Origin of the sequence: Shimia sp. R9_3, from assembly GCF_017743755.1 — a bacterium.
Lineage (GTDB): Bacteria > Pseudomonadota > Alphaproteobacteria > Rhodobacterales > Rhodobacteraceae > Shimia.
The window spans coordinates 306,718-325,458 of the sequence record NZ_JAGHRP010000001.1; the positions used below are offsets into that span (position 1 = coordinate 306,718).

Genomic DNA, 18,741 nt, shown 5'->3' on the forward strand with positions numbered 1-18,741 from the left:
ATCAGTTTGCGACAGGCTGTTCGCTCTGTTCTTGCGCACGACGCGCCAGTTCTGCGCGGTAAAGTGCAACAAAATCAATTGTTTCAAGGTTCAGCGGCGGGAAGCCACCGTCACGGGTCACGTCAGACACGATGCGACGCACGAACGGGAACAACATGCGTGGGCATTCGATCAGAAGGAACGGGTGCAGCTGATCTTCAGGCACGCCCTCAATGTGGAAGACACCGGCGTAGTCCATTTCCAGGATGAACATTTCAGCGCCATCATCTTTGTTCTTGGCGGTGATGTTCAGCTTGATGGCAACTTCAAACTGGTTGTCTGCTGCGCGCTTTTTGGCATCCAAATTGACCTGCACCTGAACATCAGGCTGCGGGTTCGCGCTGGAGCCCTTTTGCGCCAGAATGTTTTCGAACGACATATCGCGCACGAATTGGGTCAGCACATTCATCTTCAGCTGAGGTGCCTGCTGTGCAGCACCGTTTTCTGTTTCCGCCATTGGGATCTCCAAAAAAACACGTTTGGCCTGCTTTATCAGGTCAGACTTAGTGCCTCAATGCTTTGTCCAACCTGAGGGTGAATGTGTGGGCTTTTTGACCGTCTCATCCTGATTGGTCACAGGTTTCGCATCCGGATCGATTTCGGAAAACTCCCCGTCAATAATGTCAGCCTGCGCGCCGTGGGTCGGGCGTTGTGGCGTGTTTGCGTGAAACTGAGCAGAACCTGCGCTTCCCATTGTGAAACTTTGCACCCGAACGCGTTTGCGTGCGTAATGAAATACAGCGGAGCGAAATGGCGGCGTCAGTAAGGCAAAACCAAGCGCGTCGGTAAAGAAACCAGGTGTCAGCAACAGGACGCCAGCGATCAGGATCATGGCTCCATGCGCCAAAGGCTCGGTAGGATCATTCAATTCGATGAAAGATCTTTGTACATTTCCAATCGCGGCGAGCCCTTGAGAGCGCACGAGATGCGTGCCAAGCATCGCGGTCAAAAGCACAATCGCAAGCGTTGGCCACAAGCCAATCGCACCGCCAAAGCTGATAAACAGGGCGATCTCAATCATCGGGACCGCAACAAAGGCCAACAACAGCCACATCTTCGCTTTACTCCAATGTCATCTCCGGTGAGGTGGACTTGACCCCGCCTGTAACTTACATAAGTGCGTGAGACAGTTGTTTCCATGCCCAACAAGAGGTTCAAATGAACTCCTCCCTACTTCAACTTCTGGTTCTTGCCGGTATTGCTGTGTTTCTCATCCTGCGCCTTCGCAATGTTTTGGGCACACGTGACGGCTTTGAGCCTCCTCGTCAGGAAACAACAGCACCATCACGTCGTCGCGGGCCGGAGCTCGAAGTGATCGAAGGTGGTCCGGATCAGGACATTCTTGACCATGCAGAAGAGGGCAGCCCACAGGCTGAAGCTCTTGCTAAAATGAAGTCCGCAGAACCGCAGTTTGGCGTGAATGACTTCCTTGGCGGTGCCCGTGGCGCCTATGAGATGATCCTGATGGCCTTTGAAAAAGGTGATCTTGCGTCGATCAAGGATTTTCTGGGCGACGAAGTTTATGAGAGCTTTGCCTATGTGGTTCAGATGCGCGAGGACAAAGGCCTGACCGTTGAAAGCGAATTCATTGGTGTTCGTGAAATGGTGCTTCAGGATGCGACCTTTGATGATGCGACCAAGGAAGGTGAAATCTCTGTGCGCTTCATCGGGGAATTGACCCATGTTGTGCGCGACAATGGCGGCGATATCGTTGAAGGTAGCGACAGCCAGATCAAACGCCAGAAAGACGTTTGGACTTTTGCCCGTGTCATGGGATCTGATGACCCGAACTGGCAGCTTGTTGCCACAGGCGAATGATTGGGATGTTTCGGGCGGCGTTGGCCGCAGCCCATGTGATGGCTGGTGTCATGGCCGGGAGCGCAGCGATGTCCGAAACAACCATGAAAATCCTATCATTTGAAGAGCTTGAAGGCTGGGCAGACGATGATCATGAGGCTGCCCGCCAAGTGTTTTTGAACACATGTGCTGATCTGGATGCACCAGATTGGCAAACCGTCTGTGCCGCGGCCTCGGGCATTTCTGATGCGCGCAAGTTCTTTGAGCTGCTGTTTCGACCTGTTCTCATAGAGGAAGCAGATCGGGATGCGTTGTTTACCGGATATTTTGAGCCTGAACTCGACGGCGCGCGTCGACCAGGGGGGCCGTATCAGTTTCCGATTTACCGCGTGCCGCCAGAGGTGCGACGTGGTGGGCAGTGGCTGACACGGCGAGAAATTGAAACCAGCGCAGCCATGGACGGCCGAGGGTTGGAAATCGCTTGGGTCGACGACCCTGTTGAGCTTTTCTTTCTACAAATTCAGGGATCTGGGCGGGTACGTTTGCCCGATGGTGGCTATATCCGGGTCGGCTATGGCGGTGCGAACGGGCATGAATATCGCTCAGTTGGTGCGGAACTTGTGCGGCGTGGTATCTATGGCGCGCATCAGGTGAGCGCGCAGGTCATCAAAAATTGGGTGAAGCGTAACCCTACCGAAGGGGCGGAGCTTTTGCGGCACAACGACAGCTTTGTGTTCTTTCGGGAAGTCAGCCGTGTGCCAGCACACAAAGGTCCGCTTGGCGCCATGAACCGTTCTATTACCGAGATGCGTTCTGTTGCCGTTGATCCGGCCTTTACGCCACTTGGCGCCCCAGTTTGGGTGGAGAAGGACGGCAAAGGCCCTCTGCGCCGTCTTATGATCGCACAGGACACCGGTTCTGCCATCAAAGGCGCACAGCGTGCTGATATTTTCTTTGGCACCGGAGACGCAGCGGGTCGCGCTGCTGGGACGTTGAAGGATCCCGGCCGGATGGTGGTTCTGCTGCCTATCCAACGCGCCTATGCAATGCTGCCGGAGTCCGTTCTGTGACACGCCGAAAACTGAGCGAAGATGAAGTTGCGCTTTGGCGCAAGGTGGCTGACACGGCTGAACGACTAAACCCAACAGCGAAGTCGCATGATCTGCCGCTGCCCAAGCCCAAACCGCAGAAGAAACCAAGGGCGCGGGACGCGTCCCCTGCTCTACCCGCATTTGAAGTTGGCTCACGGGCATCGAGTGATTTGCGCGGGCATGATCTGATGGGCTCTGTCTCAGATCGCGTGGCGCGACAGCCTGTGCAAATGGATAAGAAAGCCTTTGGCCGTATGAAACGCGGGAAACTGGTTCCTGAAGGCAAAATCGATCTGCATGGAATGACTGCCGATCAGGCGCATGGGGCGTTGACCGGCTTCATCATGCGATCCCATGCCGAGGGAAAAAGACTGGTTTTGGTCATCACAGGCAAAGGCAAATCCAAACGTGATGACGGACCAATCCCGACGCGTCGTGGTGTTCTCAAACATCAAGTCCCGCAGTGGTTTGCTCTGCCCCCGATGAAGAGTTGCATTTTGCAGGTTGCTGAAGCGCACATCAAACACGGTGGCACCGGGGCGTATTACGTTTATTTACGGCGTCGGTAGGCTGCGGCGCGCCCGTGCAAAGGGGATTACCATCGCGGCGCTTGCGAGAGCAAAACAAACGGCAAAGCTCTGGAGCTGGCTTTCATAGGAGACACCTGCATCAATCAGCCATCCGGACAAACCTGGTCCAAGCGCAGATCCCAGCACGCCAAAGGCAGCCACTGTGGCTTTGATTGCGCCAAGATGCGCCGTACCAAAGAACTCGGACCAGACCGATGCAGGCAATGTCGCCATGCCTCCTCCTGCCATCCCCATCAAAATGACACCGACTGCGACCCAACTCACTGAGGGTGCCCATGCATGTATCGCGAACGCGGCCACAAGTGGGAGCAGGTAAAATGGCATGAGACGCGCGGCACCAAATCGGTCGATCAACCAGCCATAGACCAAGGTCGATACCCCAAAAGAAATGGTGCCAAGCGGGAAGACTGCGACAAGGGAGAGATGGGACCACCCTTTGATCTCTGCAAAATAGGCCTGCTGGAAGAAAAACACGGTGGCGAATGCCGGAAACGCCATCATCGCAGGAATTGCAGACAGGAAAACCGGATGCCGAATGGCTTCCCAACGCGTCCAGTTGCGGCTTTGCATACCAAAGGTGGAGTGTTCGGAAACGATGCTGTTGGGCTCACGCTCTTGGCGCAGGAGCACGAAAATGACCGGCGCCATGATCAGACAAAAACAAGCGGCTGCGATCCAGATCATTTGCCATTCCACACGGGCTTTGAGCCAAACCACAGTGACGGGCATGATTGCCTCTGCCAGCATGAACCCCATTGTTGCAAAGGCCAACGCACGGCCGCGAGATGCGGAAAACCACCGAGCCATGGCCACTGCTGAAATATGTGGCAGCATGCCCTGAGCGGTAAACCGCAGCGCAAGTATCACGAGAGGCAATGCCCAGACCCATGTGAGTTGTGAAAGCGCAAAACACGCACATGCCAGCAGGATGAGCATCATCGGACCCAGCAGGCGCACACGGATACGATCAGCCAATGTGCCGGCCCACAGCATGACCAATGCGGAAGTCCCTGTACCCAGCATATAGATGGCGCCCCAGTCTCCGTGAGACAGGTCAAAATAGGCGCGAATATCGGCCGCAAAGGTTCCGATGAAGAAGGTCTGCCCAAAGCAGGACAGAAACATCAACGCGGCACCGGGCAAGAGAAAGCGCCCGTTTTGCCGCAGGAATGCGCGGGTGGAAATCATTGTATTGGCTCAATGTGGTTGGGGCTTTGGCGCACAGCGCGCAAAAGAAAGTCCCGGAAAGAAAACTCTCCGGGACTATGGCTGGCTTCGGGTTGTGGAACCAGAAGAAATCAGAGCACGTAGCGGCTGACGTCCATGGATTTTGCCAATTCGCCCAAATTCGTCTCTACAAAGGCCGCATCGACGGTGATTTCCTCGCCGGATCGATCTGGCGCAGAGAAGCTGAGTTCCTCGAAAACCCGTTCCATCACGGTGTAGAGGCGACGCGCGCCGATGTTTTCCACCGATTGGTTTACTTCCGCGGCGATCTTGGCAAGCGCTGCAATGCCATCGTCGGTGAAGGTTACAACGACCTCTTCTGTGCCCATCAAAGCGGTGTACTGGCGCGTCAATGCATTGTCGGTTTCTGTCAGGATGCGTACGAAATCTTCTTCGGTGAGCGCGCGCAATTCCACGCGGATTGGCAGACGGCCCTGAAGTTCCGGCAGCAAGTCAGAGGGCTTTGCGATGTGGAACGCACCCGAGGCAATAAAGAGGATATGGTCGGTTTTCACGGGTCCATGTTTGGTGGAAACCGTGGTGCCTTCAATCAAGGGGAGCAAGTCACGCTGAACCCCTTCTCGGGAAACATCACCGCCACGCGCTTCTTGGCGGGCGCAGACCTTGTCGATTTCGTCCAGGAACACGATGCCGTTTTGCTCAACAGCTTTCAGGGCGGCGGTGTTGACGGTTTCATCGTCCAGCAACTTGTCTGCTTCGTCAGAAATCAGCACCTCGTAGCTCTCGGCCACGGTCATGCGTTTTTTGACAGTGCGCCCGCCAAGCGCTTTGCCGAAGATATCGCCGAGGTTCATCATACCCATCTGGCCACCGGGCTGGCCGGGGATGTCGAACATGCCGCCCATCGGGTTGGAGGTGTCCGCCACTTCCAGCTCGATCTCCGTGTCGTCCAGCAAGCCATCTTTGAGCTTCTTGCGGAACATTTCGCGCGTCGCTTCGCGGGCATCAGTGCCTGCAATGGCTTCGATCACGCGGTCCTCGGCGGCAGCATAGGCCTTGACTTTCACATCTTCTCGCATGTGTTCGCGGGTTTGGATGATCGCTGCGTCCACCAGATCACGCACGATTTGTTCGACGTCGCGTCCAACATAGCCCACTTCCGTGAATTTGGTGGCTTCAACTTTGATGAAGGGGGCACGGGCAAGCTTCGCAAGACGGCGGCTGATTTCGGTTTTGCCAACACCGGTTGGGCCGATCATCAGGATGTTTTTGGGGTAAACCTCATCGCGAATGTCATCAGACAGCTGTTTGCGGCGCCAACGATTGCGCAGCGCGACAGCGACGGCGCGTTTGGCGTCTTTCTGACCGATGATGAAACGGTCAAGCTCGGATACGATTTCGCGGGGTGTGAGATCAGTCATAAAAGGTCCAATCAGTGAGACGGCGGGAGGCGGTGCAATGGCAGGATGCCCGAAAGCGGTGCCAGAAGAGCCGCGCGAATGCGGGCCCAGAATGCGCCGAGCACCACAAGGAAGATGCCAAGGAGGAAAATTGTCATGGCCGCGCCCTCGCCTTCAAACACCGTGCCGGCCAGAGCGACAGTGTAGCCAATGGCGGCAATGAGGAACGAGCGGCGGTCGATGATGATGGCGATGAAAGCGAAGAGCAACAATACTGCAAAGAGCGTTGTGTTCGCGCCGGAGCTGTCCCGCTCCAGAAGGCTGAGCGCGATCGTGTTCACAAGTGCCGGTGCCGCGATGACATGCAGCCAGAAACCCTGCGCAGCGCGCCGGGTAACACGGTGTGGATCTGACATATCAAAGATCATGGCAACGGCAAAAACACCAGCTCCTACGGCCAGCGTGATGAGGGCAAATGGTCCGCCTGCAGACAGAAGGAACATATCAGAGAAGCTGGCCGGAGTGCCCGCTTGATTGGCGCCGACCATCATCGCCACGCCAAATACACCAAGTGCTATCAGCGCCATGGCGAATGGCACGCGGAAACGCAGCCAGTATAGGAACATGGCCACTGTGGTGAGCGCGAGCGGGAATGGCAGACTGGAGAAATCTTCCTGTGCCACCATGAAGGGTTGGGCGAAATAGGCCGTAATGCCGGAACCTGCGTTGATCGCCCAAAGACAGGAAAGCGCTATTGCTGGCGCCACCATGCGGCGACGGCGTATGAAATACTCCGACAAGCCCCACAGAACGAGCGCAGAAACGCCTGCCGTGGTCACCAGTTTGCTTTTGTAGTCGACGATCTCTACTGCCATGGAGAGGCCGTTCACCGCAGCCCACCCGCCTGCGAGGATCAGCAGGCCAATCACGATGAAAATCTCATTGAACCCTTTAAACAGTTCAAAAGGCTCATCACCAGGCGCAAGATCTTCACGCGCGCCACGTCGGCTGTCAGCCAGAGCCGCAAGCGAAGCCGCTTGAGACTCGTTCAAAAGGCCGGAGCCAACAGCGGCGCGTAGGTCATCTTTGGAAATCATTCGGGTTCAACGTCTCTTGTTACGCAAGCACTTTGGCAAACAACTCGTCTTTCATCATGTCGTCAAACCACTCAGGATAGCGGCGGCCCGGCGCAGCAGCGGCATCAAGCGCGGCCATTTCATCTGCACTGAGGGTGATATTGGCCGCAGAGATCGCGGTTTCAAGCTGGCTCAGCTTGGAAGCGCCGATGATGACCGTGTGGTCACGGCGTTTGTTCAAAATCCAGGCCTGTGCGATTTGCGCTTGGGTGGCGTCGTGGGCCTTGGCTGCTGAGCTCAGAGCGTCCAGCGCGATCTGTGCTTGTTCTTTGGAAACTTGAAGGAAGTCCCCTTCGGCCAAACGGCCATCGCTGTCTTCCAGTTTGTTCAGATCATATTTCCCGGTGAGCAATCCACCTGCCAATGGGGACCAGGCCATCAACCCTAGGCCCAGCTCTTCGCCCATGCGTAGAACATCCATCTCGATGTCGCGACCCACGGCGTTGTAAAGGTATTGCCCGGCCACAAACTGGCTCATGTTATTGTCGCGCTGAAATTGCACCGCTTGTGCAACCTTCCACGCAGGCCAGTTGGACACGCCGATATGGCGCACTTTGCCAGCGTCTATGACGTATTGCAGCGTTGAAAGGGTTTCTTCCATCGGCGTGGTAAAGTCTGTCTTGTGTAAGACAAGCAGGTCGATCCAATCGGTATTTAGGCGTTTCAAGCAGCCATCCACCGACGAAAGGATATGGCCACGGGACAGTCCGGCATTGTTGATCCGGTCATTCTGGCGAAAGCCCAGCTTGGTACAGATCACCGCCTCGTTGCGCTTGCCTTTGAGGGTTTGGCCGAGGATGTCTTCGGCCTCGCCATTGGAATAACCATCCGCAGCATCAAAGAAGTTGATACCGCCATCAAGGGCCACATCCACCATGCGCTGTGCGTCCTGAAGACCTACTTTGGCCACGCCGGGGATCCAGTCTGAACCATGCGTGAAGGTCATGGTGCCAAGCGCCAAACGGGACACCACCAGCCCGGAGTTTCCCATGCGTGTGTAGGTCATCTCAGTCATTTTTTGATGGTCTCCATTGTGAGGTTGCCATTGGTGTAGACGCAAATGTCACCGGCGATTGCCATGGCTTTGCGCGCCACTTCCTCAGCGGTCAGATCGGTGTCCATCAACGCGCGACCTGCGGCGAGCGCGAAGTTACCACCCGAGCCAATTGCGGTGACATCATGCTCAGGTTCCAACACGTCCCCTGCCCCGGTGATGACAAAAATGTCTGTGCCGTCGGAAACGATCAGCATCGCCTCAAGCTTTTGCAGGTATTTGTCTGTCCGCCAATCCTTGGCCAGTTCCACAGAGGCGCGCGCGAGTTGGCCCGGCGTTGCCTCGAGTTTGGCCTCCAAGCGTTCCAGAAGTGTGAAAGCGTCCGCAGTAGAGCCTGCGAAACCCGCCACGATTTCATGTCCGCCCGGGGAAAGACGGCGCACCTTACGTGCTGTGCCCTTGATGACTGTCTGACCAAGCGAGACCTGCCCGTCACCGGCAATCACAACTTCGCCGCCTTTTTTCACACCGATGATCGTGGTGCCGTGCCAACCGGGGAATTGATCCTCTGACATGAAAAGCTCCTTTTGTCTGCGCTCTTATATGAGCCTGTCGCGGTTTGCGCACAAGGGTGAGACTTGCTCCTCTGGGGCCAAGTGCATAGCGTCGCCGCATGAGCAGCAACCATCAGGCCCGCTTTTATCTGCATGAAACGCTGCGCCAGCGTGCAGTGCGCGGTGAACACAATTTTATCAATAAAATCTCAGAGGTACTGCAGAGTGCAGGTTTCGGGGTTTCCTTTGACATCCCTGAAAATGCTTTGCCCTGCAAAGAGGAGTATTCGCTCTTTTTCATGCGGGAGCCCTTTGCACGAAATTCGGTTTCGTTTCGGCGGGCCTATTACTATCCGTTCTGGCATATCGAGCGCACAAACGAGCGCTGGTACTGGGATGTTGCCAAAACGCATTTTGATCCCACCAAGATTGATGAAGCTGAGGCGCGAAAGTTTTTTCATACATGGCGCAAACGCCTTTATGGGCCGCTGCTGGGAAAGGTCGAAAAGGGCGGTTTTGTTTACGTGCCGCTGCAAGGGCGGTTATTGGAGCAGCGTTCCTTTCAGACCTGTAGTCCCGTGCAAATGATCGAACATGTGTTGGAGAAAAATCCCGGAACCAAAGTTGTCGCGACTTTGCATCCGGGAGAGGAATACTCCTTAGCAGAACGTACAAGGCTCGACCAATTGGTGGAGAAACACGCCCAGCTATCTGTTCAGCTTGGAGGCATGGAGAGCCTGTTGCCCTGCTGCGACTATGTTGTGACCATGAACTCCAGCGTTGCCTTTGCAGGGTATCTTCTCAAGAAGCCTGCGGTGCTGTTTGGCCGTATTGATTTCCACCATATCGCGGCAAATGTAGAGACGTTGGGCGTTCAAGGTGCGTTTGAGAAGGTGCGCGACATGCGACCTCCCTACCCTCAGTACCTCTGGTGGTTCCTTCAGCACATGTCGATCAACGCTGGCCGAAGTGATGCACAAGACCATATTCGTGCCCGTTTGGCAGAATTTGGTTGGCCTGTGTCTTAAATGAAAAAGGCGCCCCTTATGGGACGCCTTTGATGTGTCTGAGCTGTTCTCAGATCACAGAGAGTCTTCAATCCAGCTTTGCAGCGCAGCTTTTGGAGCAGCGCCTGCGCGATTGGAGATCACCTGACCGTCTTTGAAGATGAACAGCGCCGGAATACCGCGCACACCCAGTGCAGCAGCGGCGTTCGGGTTGCTGTCGACATCAACCTTGGCGATTTTCACCTTACCGTCCAGCTCAGCAGACAGCTCTTCGAGCGCTGGGCCGATTTGCTTACAAGGGCCGCACCACTCGGCCCAGAAATCTACGACGACGGGCACGTCGGCGTTTTTTACTTCTTCGTCAAAAGTGGCGTCGGTGACAGCGACGGTTGCCATTGGAGGTCTCCTGAAAGGGAATTGGATAAGTCTTGGTCTGGTGGAACCTAGGTTTGCGGCGGCAGGGCGTCAAGATATGCTGTGGCGCGCAGTGCATTTGTCACAAGATCGTGTGGCAATTCCATAAGCTCCGCTTTGGCTGTCCATAGGATGGCAGTCCGTATGGCTTTGCCGGGGAAAACCTGTTCCAAAGCATGGGCATAGGCTCCCATTTGCCGCAAAATCCCTTCGGGTGTGGCCTTGGGGTTTTCGGGAACAACTGCGTTGGTTTTGAAGTCGACGGCCCAGATACAATCGTCTTGAATGACAAGCCGATCGATGATCCCATGCAAGCGATGCGTCCCTAAATCTGCCGTGATCGGCACCTCAGCCAGAGCTTCCTGCGCAAAGATCCACGTTAGTTCCGGCGTAATAAGATTGGCCTGGGCCTCATCAAGCAATGCTAAAAAAAGACCGTCTTCCATCTCAACAAGGTCATCCTGCAGAAGGTTTTCTGCGATCTCTTTCCAGCGCTCTTGCGGATGCATTGGCAAGTGCTCCAGCAACACGTGCAACCACGTTCCCCGTTGCATGGCAGCTTCCTGATCAAGCCCCTGCTCACCTGTCAAAGCCTTCGCGCCCCCGAGGTCAGATGGGCTCAGTGTGCCGGATTTTGGCAACGGCTCCGCGGCCGCGGTTTGCAAAAACTCCGGAATATCGGGTTTGATGTCAGGCGCGGTTTCAGGCGGTTTGGTGGCGGATCCTGTCCAATCTCCGTGATCGAGCCGCAGCCCCTCGCCGCCCTGAAACTTGTACGGCTCCGCATCTGAGGCCGCCATCGCGCTGCGCACAATATCATACCAACTGTTGCCATCTTTGCCGAGATCACCCGCCGCCGCAACGATCAGCCATTTTTCCGCCCGCGTCATGGCAACATAAAGCAAGCGAAGCCTTTCCGCTGCCTGTGCCTCAGCCATTTCGGCACGTGCCTCCGAAAGAGCGTCAGGTGCCGCATCTGCGGACATATTCCACAAGGCAGTCGGTCCCACCGGCACAATCGGCGCATCGGTTTTGATGAGACGCTTGCCCGTGTCCGGCATAATGACAATTGGCGCCTCTAACCCTTTGGAACCATGCACGGTCATCACGCGAATACGGTTAGAGGCGCTGTCCATCTGGCGCTTGATCTCCAGATCGTCGGTCTCCATCCACTGAAGGAAACCGGTCAGGCTGGGCACCGAAGATTTCTCATAGGCCAGAGCTTGGCTCAGCAGCGCGTTGATGCCGTCTTCCGCTTCAGCCCCCAGTCTGGCGAGCAATGCGTGGCGGCCCTTGTGCCGGGTCAGGATCCGTTCGATCAAATCATAAGGGCGCAAAAAGTCGGTCTGTCCGCGCATGTCATTCAGAATGGCCATGGTCTCGGGAAACTCTGTGCTGCGATCTCGTAGCGCAGTCCAAAGATAGGACCCCGGCTTTCGGCGATGCGCCAGATCAAACAGGTGCTGTTCAGACCAGCCAAACAGCGGTGAACGCAGGACCGTAGCAAGTGAAAGATCATCTTCCGGCGTTGCAAGGAAGGCCAAGAGCGCACCAAGATCGCGCACGGCCATTTCACCGCCCACCTTGAGGCGGTCGGCACCTGCGATTGGCAGCCCTTGGAGTTTGCAGGCCCGGATAATCTCATGAAAGAGATCAGAGCGTCGCTGCACAAGGATCAGGAAATCACCAGGTTCAATGGCGCGCTGCGTGAATTTTCCGTCCGGCCTGCGTTTATCCGCAATCGTGTCCTGTTTGATCATGCGCGCGATTTGCGCTGCGACGCGTTCGGCTAGGATCACCGTATGGTGGGTGTCTCCAAGGCGATCAACCGGATCAAACCACTCGTCTTTCTCTGCTTTTCCAACAGGTTCGACCACAGGCCATAGATCAACGCGACCGGGCATATCATCGTTGAACGCTATGTGGCGATTGCCAGCGGGGAATCCCGCTTCCACATGATGCTCAAAGCATGTGTCCACCAGATTGAGCACTGCTGGCGAAGAGCGGAAAGAATATTCAAGGCTTAGGTTTTGCAGTTGATTGCCCGTCGGCTCCAAACGGGCGGCGAACTCTTCGCGCATGCGGTCAAACTCCGCGGGATCAGCGCCTTGGAAGCTGTAGATCGACTGCTTTTGGTCTCCCACCACAAAAATCGTACGTGTGATGTCGCTCCGTGCACCGGTGCCGGATGTGAATTCCTGTGCCAGTCGTTCGATCACTTGCCACTGCACAGGGCTCGTATCCTGTGCCTCATCCACGAGAATATGGTCAATGCCACCGTCCAGACGGTAAAGCACCCACTCGGCGACAGCGGGTTCGTTGAGCAGGTTGCGTGCGCGCAGGATCAGGTCATCAAAGTCAAGCCATCCGCGCTGCTGCTTGGCTTTGTCATAGCGCGCAAGGAAATGTGCGGCAAAAGCATGAAGCGCTGCACTGCGTTCTGTGGCCCGCAGCGCGACGCGGCGAGGACGCACATCTTCCACACGTAGCATCAAAGGCTGAAGTTGATCGATCAGATCAGGGTGCTTGGTGCGCAGGCCTTTTGTTGGAAACGTGTCTAATTTGGCCGAAAACGGTGATCTTGCCGCCTTACCGTTGAGCAGCACAGTTTCCAATATTTCCAGCGCCGAGAGGTTTGGCGCGGAAATGGCGGCAAGCTTATCCGCAGCTCGGTTGTCGTTTGTCCCGCCAGTACGCAGCATAGCGATGACCCGCGTGATCAGCTCAATTTCTCCGCCAAGAAAAACCTCCGCGAGCAATTGCGTTTGATCGTATCCATCCGGCAATCCCAGCAAGGCGCCGAGTTCAGAACTGGATTTTCCATTTCGCAGCCGGTCTGCATGCCGCGTGATAGCTGCTGTGAGCTCTTCAAGGGCTGCGCCGGTAAAATGCACCGCGACATCACGAAGAAGCGGCGCATCCTCGCCCTCCGCCATGGCTTCGACGATGTCTTCCCGAAGGAGCGCCGCCGCACGGTCTTCCATCTCAGAAAACAACGGAGACACACCGGCCTCCAATGGGAAACGGCGGAGCAGAGAGGCGCAGAAAGAGTGGATGGTCTGAATTTTCAAACCGCCCGGTGTCTCAATCGCGCGGGCAAACAGCGTGCGCGCTTGGCGCAGGTCTTCTGGATTTGCTTTGCCTGCTACGCCGAGCTCGGCCAACTCGGCAGCCAGCTCCTCATCACTTTTCATGGCCCAGCTGCCAAGGCGCTTGAAAAGCCGGTTTTGCATCTCACTTGCGGCTGCCTTTGTGTAGGTCAGGCACAAGATATGCTGGGGTAAAACCCCTTCGAGCAGGAGCCGGGCCACGCGGTCGGTCAGCACACGGGTTTTGCCGGATCCGGCGTTGGCTGAGAGCCATGTGCTTGCATCGGGGCGCGCGGCAGAGATCTGGCGCAGGGTCGCATCGTTTGGGGCGTTCATGTCAACTCCTCCGGCGCAGGCTCATCCGTCGCGTCCCACTCGCCAAACCGGGCAAGCTGATCGTAAAGACCTTCGTCGCGCTCCGATTGCATCGCGCGGCGGGAGGTAAATCCTTTCCCGTCTTCAAGGTAGTGGCCGATGAGGGTCGAAAACTCTTCCCAAACCTTTTCAGTGGGTGTTTCCGCCAGCGGTGCCGGTTGGTCCTTGGGGGTGGTTCCCAGACCGATATAAATCGCATCAGCGACCTGCGCCGGATCAATGTCCTTAAAACCGTTCTGTTCTGCCATGGCCGCTTCTAAAAGCAGCTGTTTGTCAAAATAGGTCTGCTCATCCTTGGAAGGAGGCGCACCGGTTTTGTAGTCGTAAAGGATCAGATCGCCTTTCTCTGTGCAGTCGATCCGGTCGGCCTTGGCCGTGAGCGTGAAATCCAACTCTTCAATCCGAGCGCGCGTTTCCGCTTCAAAAGCCAGTGGAATGGCGCGTTTCCGGCGGCGTTCCTCGCCATGTACAATGTGATCTGAAACACGTGCGAGGCGGGCCAACCAAAGCGCACGCGCAGTGGCCCAGGGAACGTTTTGCGCCAAAACAGTCTCTGATATTTCCAAAATACGCGCGCGGGTCACAGGAATATCCTGATCACGACTTTCCTTGATCAGCGTTTCTAGAACCTCATGCACGACGATCCCGCGTAATAAGGCATCCGGTGTGCGCATCAGAGGATCAAGCGGGCGCAAGCGCAGCACGTGTTTGGCGTAAATCGCATATGGATCGCGGATCAGACGTTTGATTTCTGTGACGGAGAGCTTTCTCGGACGCGCCGCAGCTGGCGGAGTGGGCGAAGGCCGTTTTGCGGCTGGCACAAGCGGCACGGTTTCTAAGGCTCGAACGCGATCAAGCCAAACCTGTGCACGCCCGCGCATTTCTGCCAAAGCCTCCGGACCGTTCTGCTGTGGCAAGCCGCCCAAAAGGTTGATCAGGCGATTGATCCAGCGCGACGGTACGGTTTCGGCTTCGTCAGAACGGATCGCGCGGGTGATCCAGACTTCTGGCGCGCCAACTGCCTGTTGAAAATCATGCGCAGCAAGACCGATGCGGCGTTCTGGCAGCAGCAAGCCGGCATCATGGCGCATTTTCCGGTTGAGCCACGGGTCAGGACTGGGCGCTTCTGGCCAGCTGCCCTCATTCAAACCACCGAGGATCACAAGATCTGCCCCTTGAACACGCGCTTCCAACGTGCCCCAGATCAGAATATGCGGGTGGCCAGCATCGCGATCGCGAACCTCTCCACGCGAAAGAAGCGCGCCGATGAGATCCGCATAATCAGTGGAAGAAATCTCGCCAACAACAGGCGCATGGTCTTTGATGTCGGCCAAAACCCGCACCGCCGCGCGCCCAGCAGCTTCCTGCCAAAGCGCGCCGCTTCCGGTTTCTCCATCCTCTTGAGGGCCATGGGCGATCTTTTGTGAAAGCAAAAGATGTGCCTCAAGCAGGTCAGCCATATCAGAGGCCGTGCGGAGCTGATCGCAAAAGCACCCTGAAAGCCAAGTGATCCACTCGAACATATCGTCTTTCTGGGCCTGCGCCCAAGCGCTGAGCGTTTCGGCCTCAGGATAGGTGACGCCTTTACGGCGCAGCCAAAGCTCTAGTTCTCTTGTGTAGCGCAGGTGTTTGCCCCGTTCTGCTCCGCTGTGTGTCAACGGGTGCTTCAGCAAAGTCAGCAGCATCTCAGAGGTGAGCTTCTGATGAAACAGAGCCACAACATGGCGCAGGAAACGGCCTGGAGGAGAGAGTTGAAGAGGTTGCCCGGCGCTGTCGTCTGGCACAATGCCCCAACGATCCAACGCCGCAGTGACCTGACGTGTGAGCATCCGGTCGGGCGTGATCAACGCGCAGGTTTGCCCGTCTTCTGCGGCTTTGCGCATACGAGCGGCGATGGTGAGGGCTTCTTCGCGCTGTGTCGTTGCCTCAACCAAAGTGACGTCCGTGGTGGCAGGGAGCAGATCTCCAAGCGTTGGGCCTTCGCTAAGCCACTGGTCCGTGACTGGGGCAGGTCGCAGTGCAAGCGAAACCAGCCGATTGAGCGCAGGTGAGGGAGCCGGGGAGGGATCCCATGTTTGAACAGCTTTGATCGGCAGATCCAATGACGCCAGCAAAGCATGATACCGGAACTGCGGGTGATCTTCACTTTCCAAAGCCGTGCTGAGATGCCCCCAGGTGGCCGCAGGCATGTCAAAATCAAAACCGGGCAATACAATCGCACCTTGGGGAAGTTGCGCAACGGCCCGCATCAGAAGCTGCATGGTGCCACGAGACCCGGTGGAGCCCACCAATATGATCGGATGGGTGGGGGGCGCAGTTTCCCAACGCGCGATGATGGCCTCGATGGCGCGGCGTTGACGTGCCTCGGCACCCGGCGCGCTTTCGAGGTCTTCCAGAAAATGCCGAGCAATTGCAAAGAACGACTGCGCGCGCGCCCAATGACCGGACTGATCAGCCACATCCAATGTCTCAATGGTATCCACAGCCACACCTTCTCCAGCCATCTCGTCAAACAGAGAGGCGAGACTGTCGGCGAGGTCATAGACAGAGGCGCGCGCGGCCAAGTCGGGCTGTTGTTCCAGCAAGCGCGTGATCAGTTGGATCAGCTCGAAGCGTTGGCGGATGGGGGAGGATGCCTTGGGCAGGTCCGCGGATTCTGTGTTGGCAAAATCTCCAAGCAATTGAATGCGCGGCAAGAGCGTCGCCGGGCCGTTATTAAAAAGCGTCTGGATGCGGCGCGCCATACGGGCGGTGTTCACAATGACCTGCGCGCGGGCGATGTCCTGTGGCGGCTTGCCGTCAAACCGCGCGCGCAGACCCTTCACCAAGGCCTCGGGAAAATCCACACCAGGTGCGAGTGCAAAAACGCGCGGAGTGTCGCTGGGCTCAAACATTGCGGGCCTCCAACATGGTTTCGGCGAGCGCGATGCCTTCTGGTGACCCCACATCGCACCACGATCCAGGGTATGTCAGGCCGAACAAACGGTCGTTCTCCAGCATGCGGTCCCACAAAAGGTTGAGCGAAAAGGCCGTTTCTCTGATCGCGGACAACCCGTGCGTTTTCAGAATTTGCACCCCGGTGTAGATCTGCCCCGGTCCACGTGTGAGTTTTCCGTCAGCGTTCACCAAAAAATCACCAGAACGCACATGGCCAACAGCCTGTTCTTTCGGAACGCAAAGCAGCAATGCATCCATGCTCTCGGGGTTCCATGCGGATTTTAGCAATTCAAAGGGATTTGGACCGCGCCAGACCGCGTCTGTGTTACTGGTGAAAACTGGGCCTTCGCCCAACAGGGGCAGGGCATGCCGCAACCCACCGCCAGTTTCCAGAATGTCCGGGGACTCGACAGAAACCGCCACGTCTTTGTGCGCCAGATGGGCTTCTACCTGATCATGATGATAGTGCGCATTCACCACAATTTTCTGTGGGGAAACGGCCTGCGCTAGGTCCAGTGTGTGGTCCAACAGCGTTTTGCCCCCAACGGTCAAAAGCGGTTTTGGGCGGTCTTTGGTCAGTGTGCCCATGCGCGTGCCAAAACCGGCGGCGAACAGCATTATGGCTTCGGGTGTGTGGCGCATTGGTCTTTCAAAGATTGGAGAAATTCTGGGGTTGGTTCAGGCAGAACAGATTTTAGCACTTTGGCGATGTCCTGCAGGGCAGGGTGGGCCAGATTGCGGATCACATGGGCATGAACACGCGGTATGAAATCCACATAGTGAGGTTTTCCCGCCTGCTTACACAATCGGGCAAAGATGCCAAGAATGCGAAGGTTTCGCTGCAAACCAAGCAAGTGGTAGCCGGCATCAAAGCTTTCAGGATCTGACTGGGCTTTGTGTTGGTAATAGGACTTGGTCGCACGCTCGATATCTTCAGGCACATCTCGGCGTGCATCCTGCAGCATCGATACCAGATCATAGGCTGGATGGCCTATCAAAGCGTCCTGAAAATCCAACAACCCAACACTTGCACTGCCGTCGCGATCTGGCAGCCAGAGCAGGTTCTCCGCATGAAAATCGCGCAAGACAAGCACGCTTGGTTTGGGAAGGTAAGTCTCCAACAGACGCTGTAACGCTCCCACAAAACTTGCGAAGGCTATATCGATCCCCTTGGCAGGTGCGTCGCAATACCAAGTGAAAGCGGGTTCAGTCATTTCCGCGAGCGTTTTGTGATCCATCACCGCCAGATTGGTGGGCGGAGCGAGTGCTTGCAATTCCAGCAACACGTCCACAGCAGCCTGATAAAGCGAAAGCTGATCGGCTGTCCCATCCGCCATGACCTTTACAAAAAGGTCGTCGCCGAGGTCTTCCATCACAATCAAACCCGCTTCTTCTGACGCGTGCCAGATCTCCGGCGCAGAGAAACCATGCGCCGTCAAAAACTGCGCGATCCGCAAGAAAGGGCGAATGTCTTCACCGTTTTCCTTGGGCGCATCCATAAATATGGCTGTTTGTCCGGATGGGCGTTGTAAACGGATGTAGCGACGTGCAGAGGCATCCCCGGCAAGCGGCGTCTGCGTGGCATCAGACCACTGGGTTTCTTGCAAAAATGTTGCGATCAAGGTCGCACGCGCGGTCATTCGGGCAGGCTTTCAAACAGATCGGCCCAGCGTGGCGCGGTCGCTGACAGGGTCAGCTGACGCCTTTCTTCTTCTTCGGCGAGGGCAAAGGAAAGCGTTAGGGCGTTTTCAGGTTGCAACTCCGCAAGGCGGTCAGGCCACTCCACCAGACAAATGGCTTCTTCAAAAGCATCGGTAAGGCCAAGCTCAACCACTTCGTCGGGGGCAGAGAGACGATAGAGATCCGCGTGCCAGATTTCGCCCTCAGGTCCGTCATAAACCTGCACCAGCGTGAATGTGGGGGAGGGCACATCTTCGACAATCGGCAAAAGAGATTGGATCAGGCTGCGGGCAAAATGTGTTTTGCCGGCACCTATAGGGCCTTCCAGAAGCACAACATCACTTGGCGTGAGTGTTTTGCCGATACGCATGGCCAATTGCTGCGTTGCGTCGGCAGAAGGGAGATCGAGGGAAAGCTGGAGGACAGTCATGCGGCCACAGTAAAAATCGC

17 protein-coding genes are annotated in these 18,741 nt (G+C 56.4%); 4 read left to right on the top strand and 13 right to left on the bottom strand.

All coding sequences use genetic code 11. The annotated features are described in order from the left end of the window. Position 1: 1 nt before the first annotated feature. Both secB and J7412_RS01375 read right to left on the bottom strand, forming a co-directional pair. Positions 2-496 (bottom strand): protein-export chaperone SecB, encoded by a 495-nt coding sequence (gene secB, locus J7412_RS01370; RefSeq protein ID WP_209058244.1) that lies wholly within the window; start codon positions 494-496, stop codon positions 2-4. A gap of 54 nt (positions 497-550) precedes the next feature. Continuing rightward, a complete protein-coding gene (locus J7412_RS01375; protein WP_209076339.1) occupies positions 551-1,093 on the bottom strand; it encodes an FxsA family protein in 543 nt (180 codons plus the stop codon). Positions 1,094-1,197: 104 nt separating this feature from the next. On the opposite strand from J7412_RS01375, the gene J7412_RS01380 reads away from it, so the two are divergent. The 3 genes from J7412_RS01380 (at position 1,198) to J7412_RS22080 (ending at position 3,496) form a co-directional block, all read left to right on the top strand. Continuing rightward, positions 1,198-1,857, top strand: a complete 660-nt coding sequence (locus tag J7412_RS01380; protein ID WP_209076341.1) for a Tim44/TimA family putative adaptor protein — start codon at positions 1,198-1,200, stop codon at positions 1,855-1,857. Continuing rightward, entirely contained in the window at positions 1,854-2,906 is a 1,053-nt protein-coding gene (locus tag J7412_RS01385; protein WP_209076343.1) for an MltA domain-containing protein, read from the top strand. The genes J7412_RS01380 and J7412_RS01385 overlap by 4 nt, the downstream gene beginning before the upstream one ends. Positions 2,907-3,271: 365 nt before the next feature. Beyond that, entirely contained in the window at positions 3,272-3,496 is a 225-nt protein-coding gene (locus tag J7412_RS22080; protein WP_348540457.1) for a Smr/MutS family protein, read from the top strand. On the opposite strand, the gene J7412_RS01395 is transcribed toward J7412_RS22080, so the two are convergent. The 5 genes from J7412_RS01395 to hslV all read right to left on the bottom strand — a co-directional run bounded on the left by J7412_RS01395 (position 3,482) and on the right by hslV (position 8,810). After that, positions 3,482-4,705 (bottom strand): MFS transporter, encoded by a 1,224-nt coding sequence (locus tag J7412_RS01395; protein WP_209076347.1) that lies wholly within the window; start codon positions 4,703-4,705, stop codon positions 3,482-3,484. The two genes, J7412_RS22080 and J7412_RS01395, sit on opposite strands and share 15 nt — an antisense overlap. Before the next feature lie 110 nt (positions 4,706-4,815). Next, positions 4,816-6,126 carry an ATP-dependent protease ATPase subunit HslU gene (gene hslU, locus J7412_RS01400; RefSeq protein WP_209076350.1) on the bottom strand — a complete coding sequence of 437 codons (1,311 nt, stop codon included), beginning with the start codon at positions 6,124-6,126 and terminating at the stop codon, positions 4,816-4,818. An 11-nt stretch (positions 6,127-6,137) separates the two neighbouring features. Continuing rightward, complete coding sequence (locus J7412_RS01405) at positions 6,138-7,202, bottom strand: hypothetical protein (protein ID WP_209076353.1); 1,065 nt, start codon at positions 7,200-7,202, stop codon at positions 6,138-6,140. A gap of 19 nt (positions 7,203-7,221) precedes the next feature. Further along, a complete protein-coding gene (locus J7412_RS01410) occupies positions 7,222-8,256 on the bottom strand; it encodes an aldo/keto reductase (RefSeq protein ID WP_209076355.1) in 1,035 nt (344 codons plus the stop codon). Next, complete coding sequence (gene hslV, locus J7412_RS01415; RefSeq protein ID WP_209076357.1) at positions 8,253-8,810, bottom strand: ATP-dependent protease subunit HslV; 558 nt, start codon at positions 8,808-8,810, stop codon at positions 8,253-8,255. The genes J7412_RS01410 and hslV overlap by 4 nt, the downstream gene beginning before the upstream one ends. A 98-nt stretch (positions 8,811-8,908) precedes the next feature. On the opposite strand from hslV, the gene J7412_RS01420 reads away from it, so the two are divergent. Continuing rightward, on the top strand, positions 8,909-9,817 hold the full coding sequence (locus J7412_RS01420) for a hypothetical protein (RefSeq protein ID WP_209076359.1): 909 nt from the start codon (positions 8,909-8,911) through the stop codon (positions 9,815-9,817). 54 nt (positions 9,818-9,871) lie between these two features. Here J7412_RS01420 and trxA read toward each other — a convergent pair whose 3' ends face one another. The 6 genes from trxA to tsaE are packed head-to-tail and all read right to left on the bottom strand — an operon-like array spanning position 9,872 to position 18,721. Further along, positions 9,872-10,192 (bottom strand): thioredoxin, encoded by a 321-nt coding sequence (trxA, locus tag J7412_RS01425; RefSeq protein ID WP_058238755.1) that lies wholly within the window; start codon positions 10,190-10,192, stop codon positions 9,872-9,874. 47 nt (positions 10,193-10,239) lie between these two features. Next, entirely contained in the window at positions 10,240-13,635 is a 3,396-nt protein-coding gene (addA, locus tag J7412_RS01430) for a double-strand break repair helicase AddA (protein ID WP_209076361.1), read from the bottom strand. Continuing rightward, a complete protein-coding gene (gene addB / locus J7412_RS01435) occupies positions 13,632-16,568 on the bottom strand; it encodes a double-strand break repair protein AddB (protein ID WP_209076363.1) in 2,937 nt (978 codons plus the stop codon). The genes addA and addB overlap by 4 nt, the downstream gene beginning before the upstream one ends. Further along, positions 16,561-17,253 carry a nucleotidyltransferase family protein gene (locus tag J7412_RS01440; protein ID WP_209076365.1) on the bottom strand — a complete coding sequence of 231 codons (693 nt, stop codon included), beginning with the start codon at positions 17,251-17,253 and terminating at the stop codon, positions 16,561-16,563. The genes addB and J7412_RS01440 overlap by 8 nt, the downstream gene beginning before the upstream one ends. Beyond that, entirely contained in the window at positions 17,229-18,251 is a 1,023-nt protein-coding gene (locus J7412_RS01445) for a phosphotransferase (protein WP_209076368.1), read from the bottom strand. The genes J7412_RS01440 and J7412_RS01445 overlap by 25 nt, the downstream gene beginning before the upstream one ends. Then, positions 18,248-18,721, bottom strand: a complete 474-nt coding sequence (tsaE, locus tag J7412_RS01450; RefSeq protein ID WP_209076370.1) for a tRNA (adenosine(37)-N6)-threonylcarbamoyltransferase complex ATPase subunit type 1 TsaE — start codon at positions 18,719-18,721, stop codon at positions 18,248-18,250. The genes J7412_RS01445 and tsaE overlap by 4 nt, the downstream gene beginning before the upstream one ends. Positions 18,722-18,741 lie beyond the last annotated feature (20 nt).

What these genes read in the sequence shown, in the direction of transcription:
- J7412_RS01395 (WP_209076347.1), bottom strand. Translation starts at nt 4,705, where the DNA reads ATGATTTCCACCCGCGCATTCCTGCGGCAAAACGGGCGCTTTCTCTTG.
- J7412_RS01405 (WP_209076353.1), bottom strand. Translation starts at nt 7,202, where the DNA reads ATGATTTCCAAAGATGACCTACGCGCCGCTGTTGGCTCCGGCCTTTTG.
- J7412_RS01420 (WP_209076359.1), top strand. Translation starts at nt 8,909, where the DNA reads ATGAGCAGCAACCATCAGGCCCGCTTTTATCTGCATGAAACGCTGCGC.
- tsaE (WP_209076370.1), bottom strand. Translation starts at nt 18,721, where the DNA reads ATGACTGTCCTCCAGCTTTCCCTCGATCTCCCTTCTGCCGACGCAACG.
- J7412_RS01380 (WP_209076341.1), top strand. Translation starts at nt 1,198, where the DNA reads ATGAACTCCTCCCTACTTCAACTTCTGGTTCTTGCCGGTATTGCTGTG.
- hslU (WP_209076350.1), bottom strand. Translation starts at nt 6,126, where the DNA reads ATGACTGATCTCACACCCCGCGAAATCGTATCCGAGCTTGACCGTTTC.
- J7412_RS01445 (WP_209076368.1), bottom strand. Translation starts at nt 18,251, where the DNA reads ATGACCGCGCGTGCGACCTTGATCGCAACATTTTTGCAAGAAACCCAG.
- trxA (WP_058238755.1), bottom strand. Translation starts at nt 10,192, where the DNA reads ATGGCAACCGTCGCTGTCACCGACGCCACTTTTGACGAAGAAGTAAAA.
- hslV (WP_209076357.1), bottom strand. Translation starts at nt 8,810, where the DNA reads ATGTCAGAGGATCAATTCCCCGGTTGGCACGGCACCACGATCATCGGT.
- J7412_RS01410 (WP_209076355.1), bottom strand. Translation starts at nt 8,256, where the DNA reads ATGACTGAGATGACCTACACACGCATGGGAAACTCCGGGCTGGTGGTG.
- J7412_RS01440 (WP_209076365.1), bottom strand. Translation starts at nt 17,253, where the DNA reads ATGCGCCACACACCCGAAGCCATAATGCTGTTCGCCGCCGGTTTTGGC.
- J7412_RS22080 (WP_348540457.1), top strand. Translation starts at nt 3,272, where the DNA reads ATGCGATCCCATGCCGAGGGAAAAAGACTGGTTTTGGTCATCACAGGC.
- J7412_RS01385 (WP_209076343.1), top strand. Translation starts at nt 1,854, where the DNA reads ATGATTGGGATGTTTCGGGCGGCGTTGGCCGCAGCCCATGTGATGGCT.
- addA (WP_209076361.1), bottom strand. Translation starts at nt 13,635, where the DNA reads ATGAACGCCCCAAACGATGCGACCCTGCGCCAGATCTCTGCCGCGCGC.
- addB (WP_209076363.1), bottom strand. Translation starts at nt 16,568, where the DNA reads ATGTTTGAGCCCAGCGACACTCCGCGCGTTTTTGCACTCGCACCTGGT.
- J7412_RS01375 (WP_209076339.1), bottom strand. Translation starts at nt 1,093, where the DNA reads ATGTGGCTGTTGTTGGCCTTTGTTGCGGTCCCGATGATTGAGATCGCC.
- secB (WP_209058244.1), bottom strand. Translation starts at nt 496, where the DNA reads ATGGCGGAAACAGAAAACGGTGCTGCACAGCAGGCACCTCAGCTGAAG.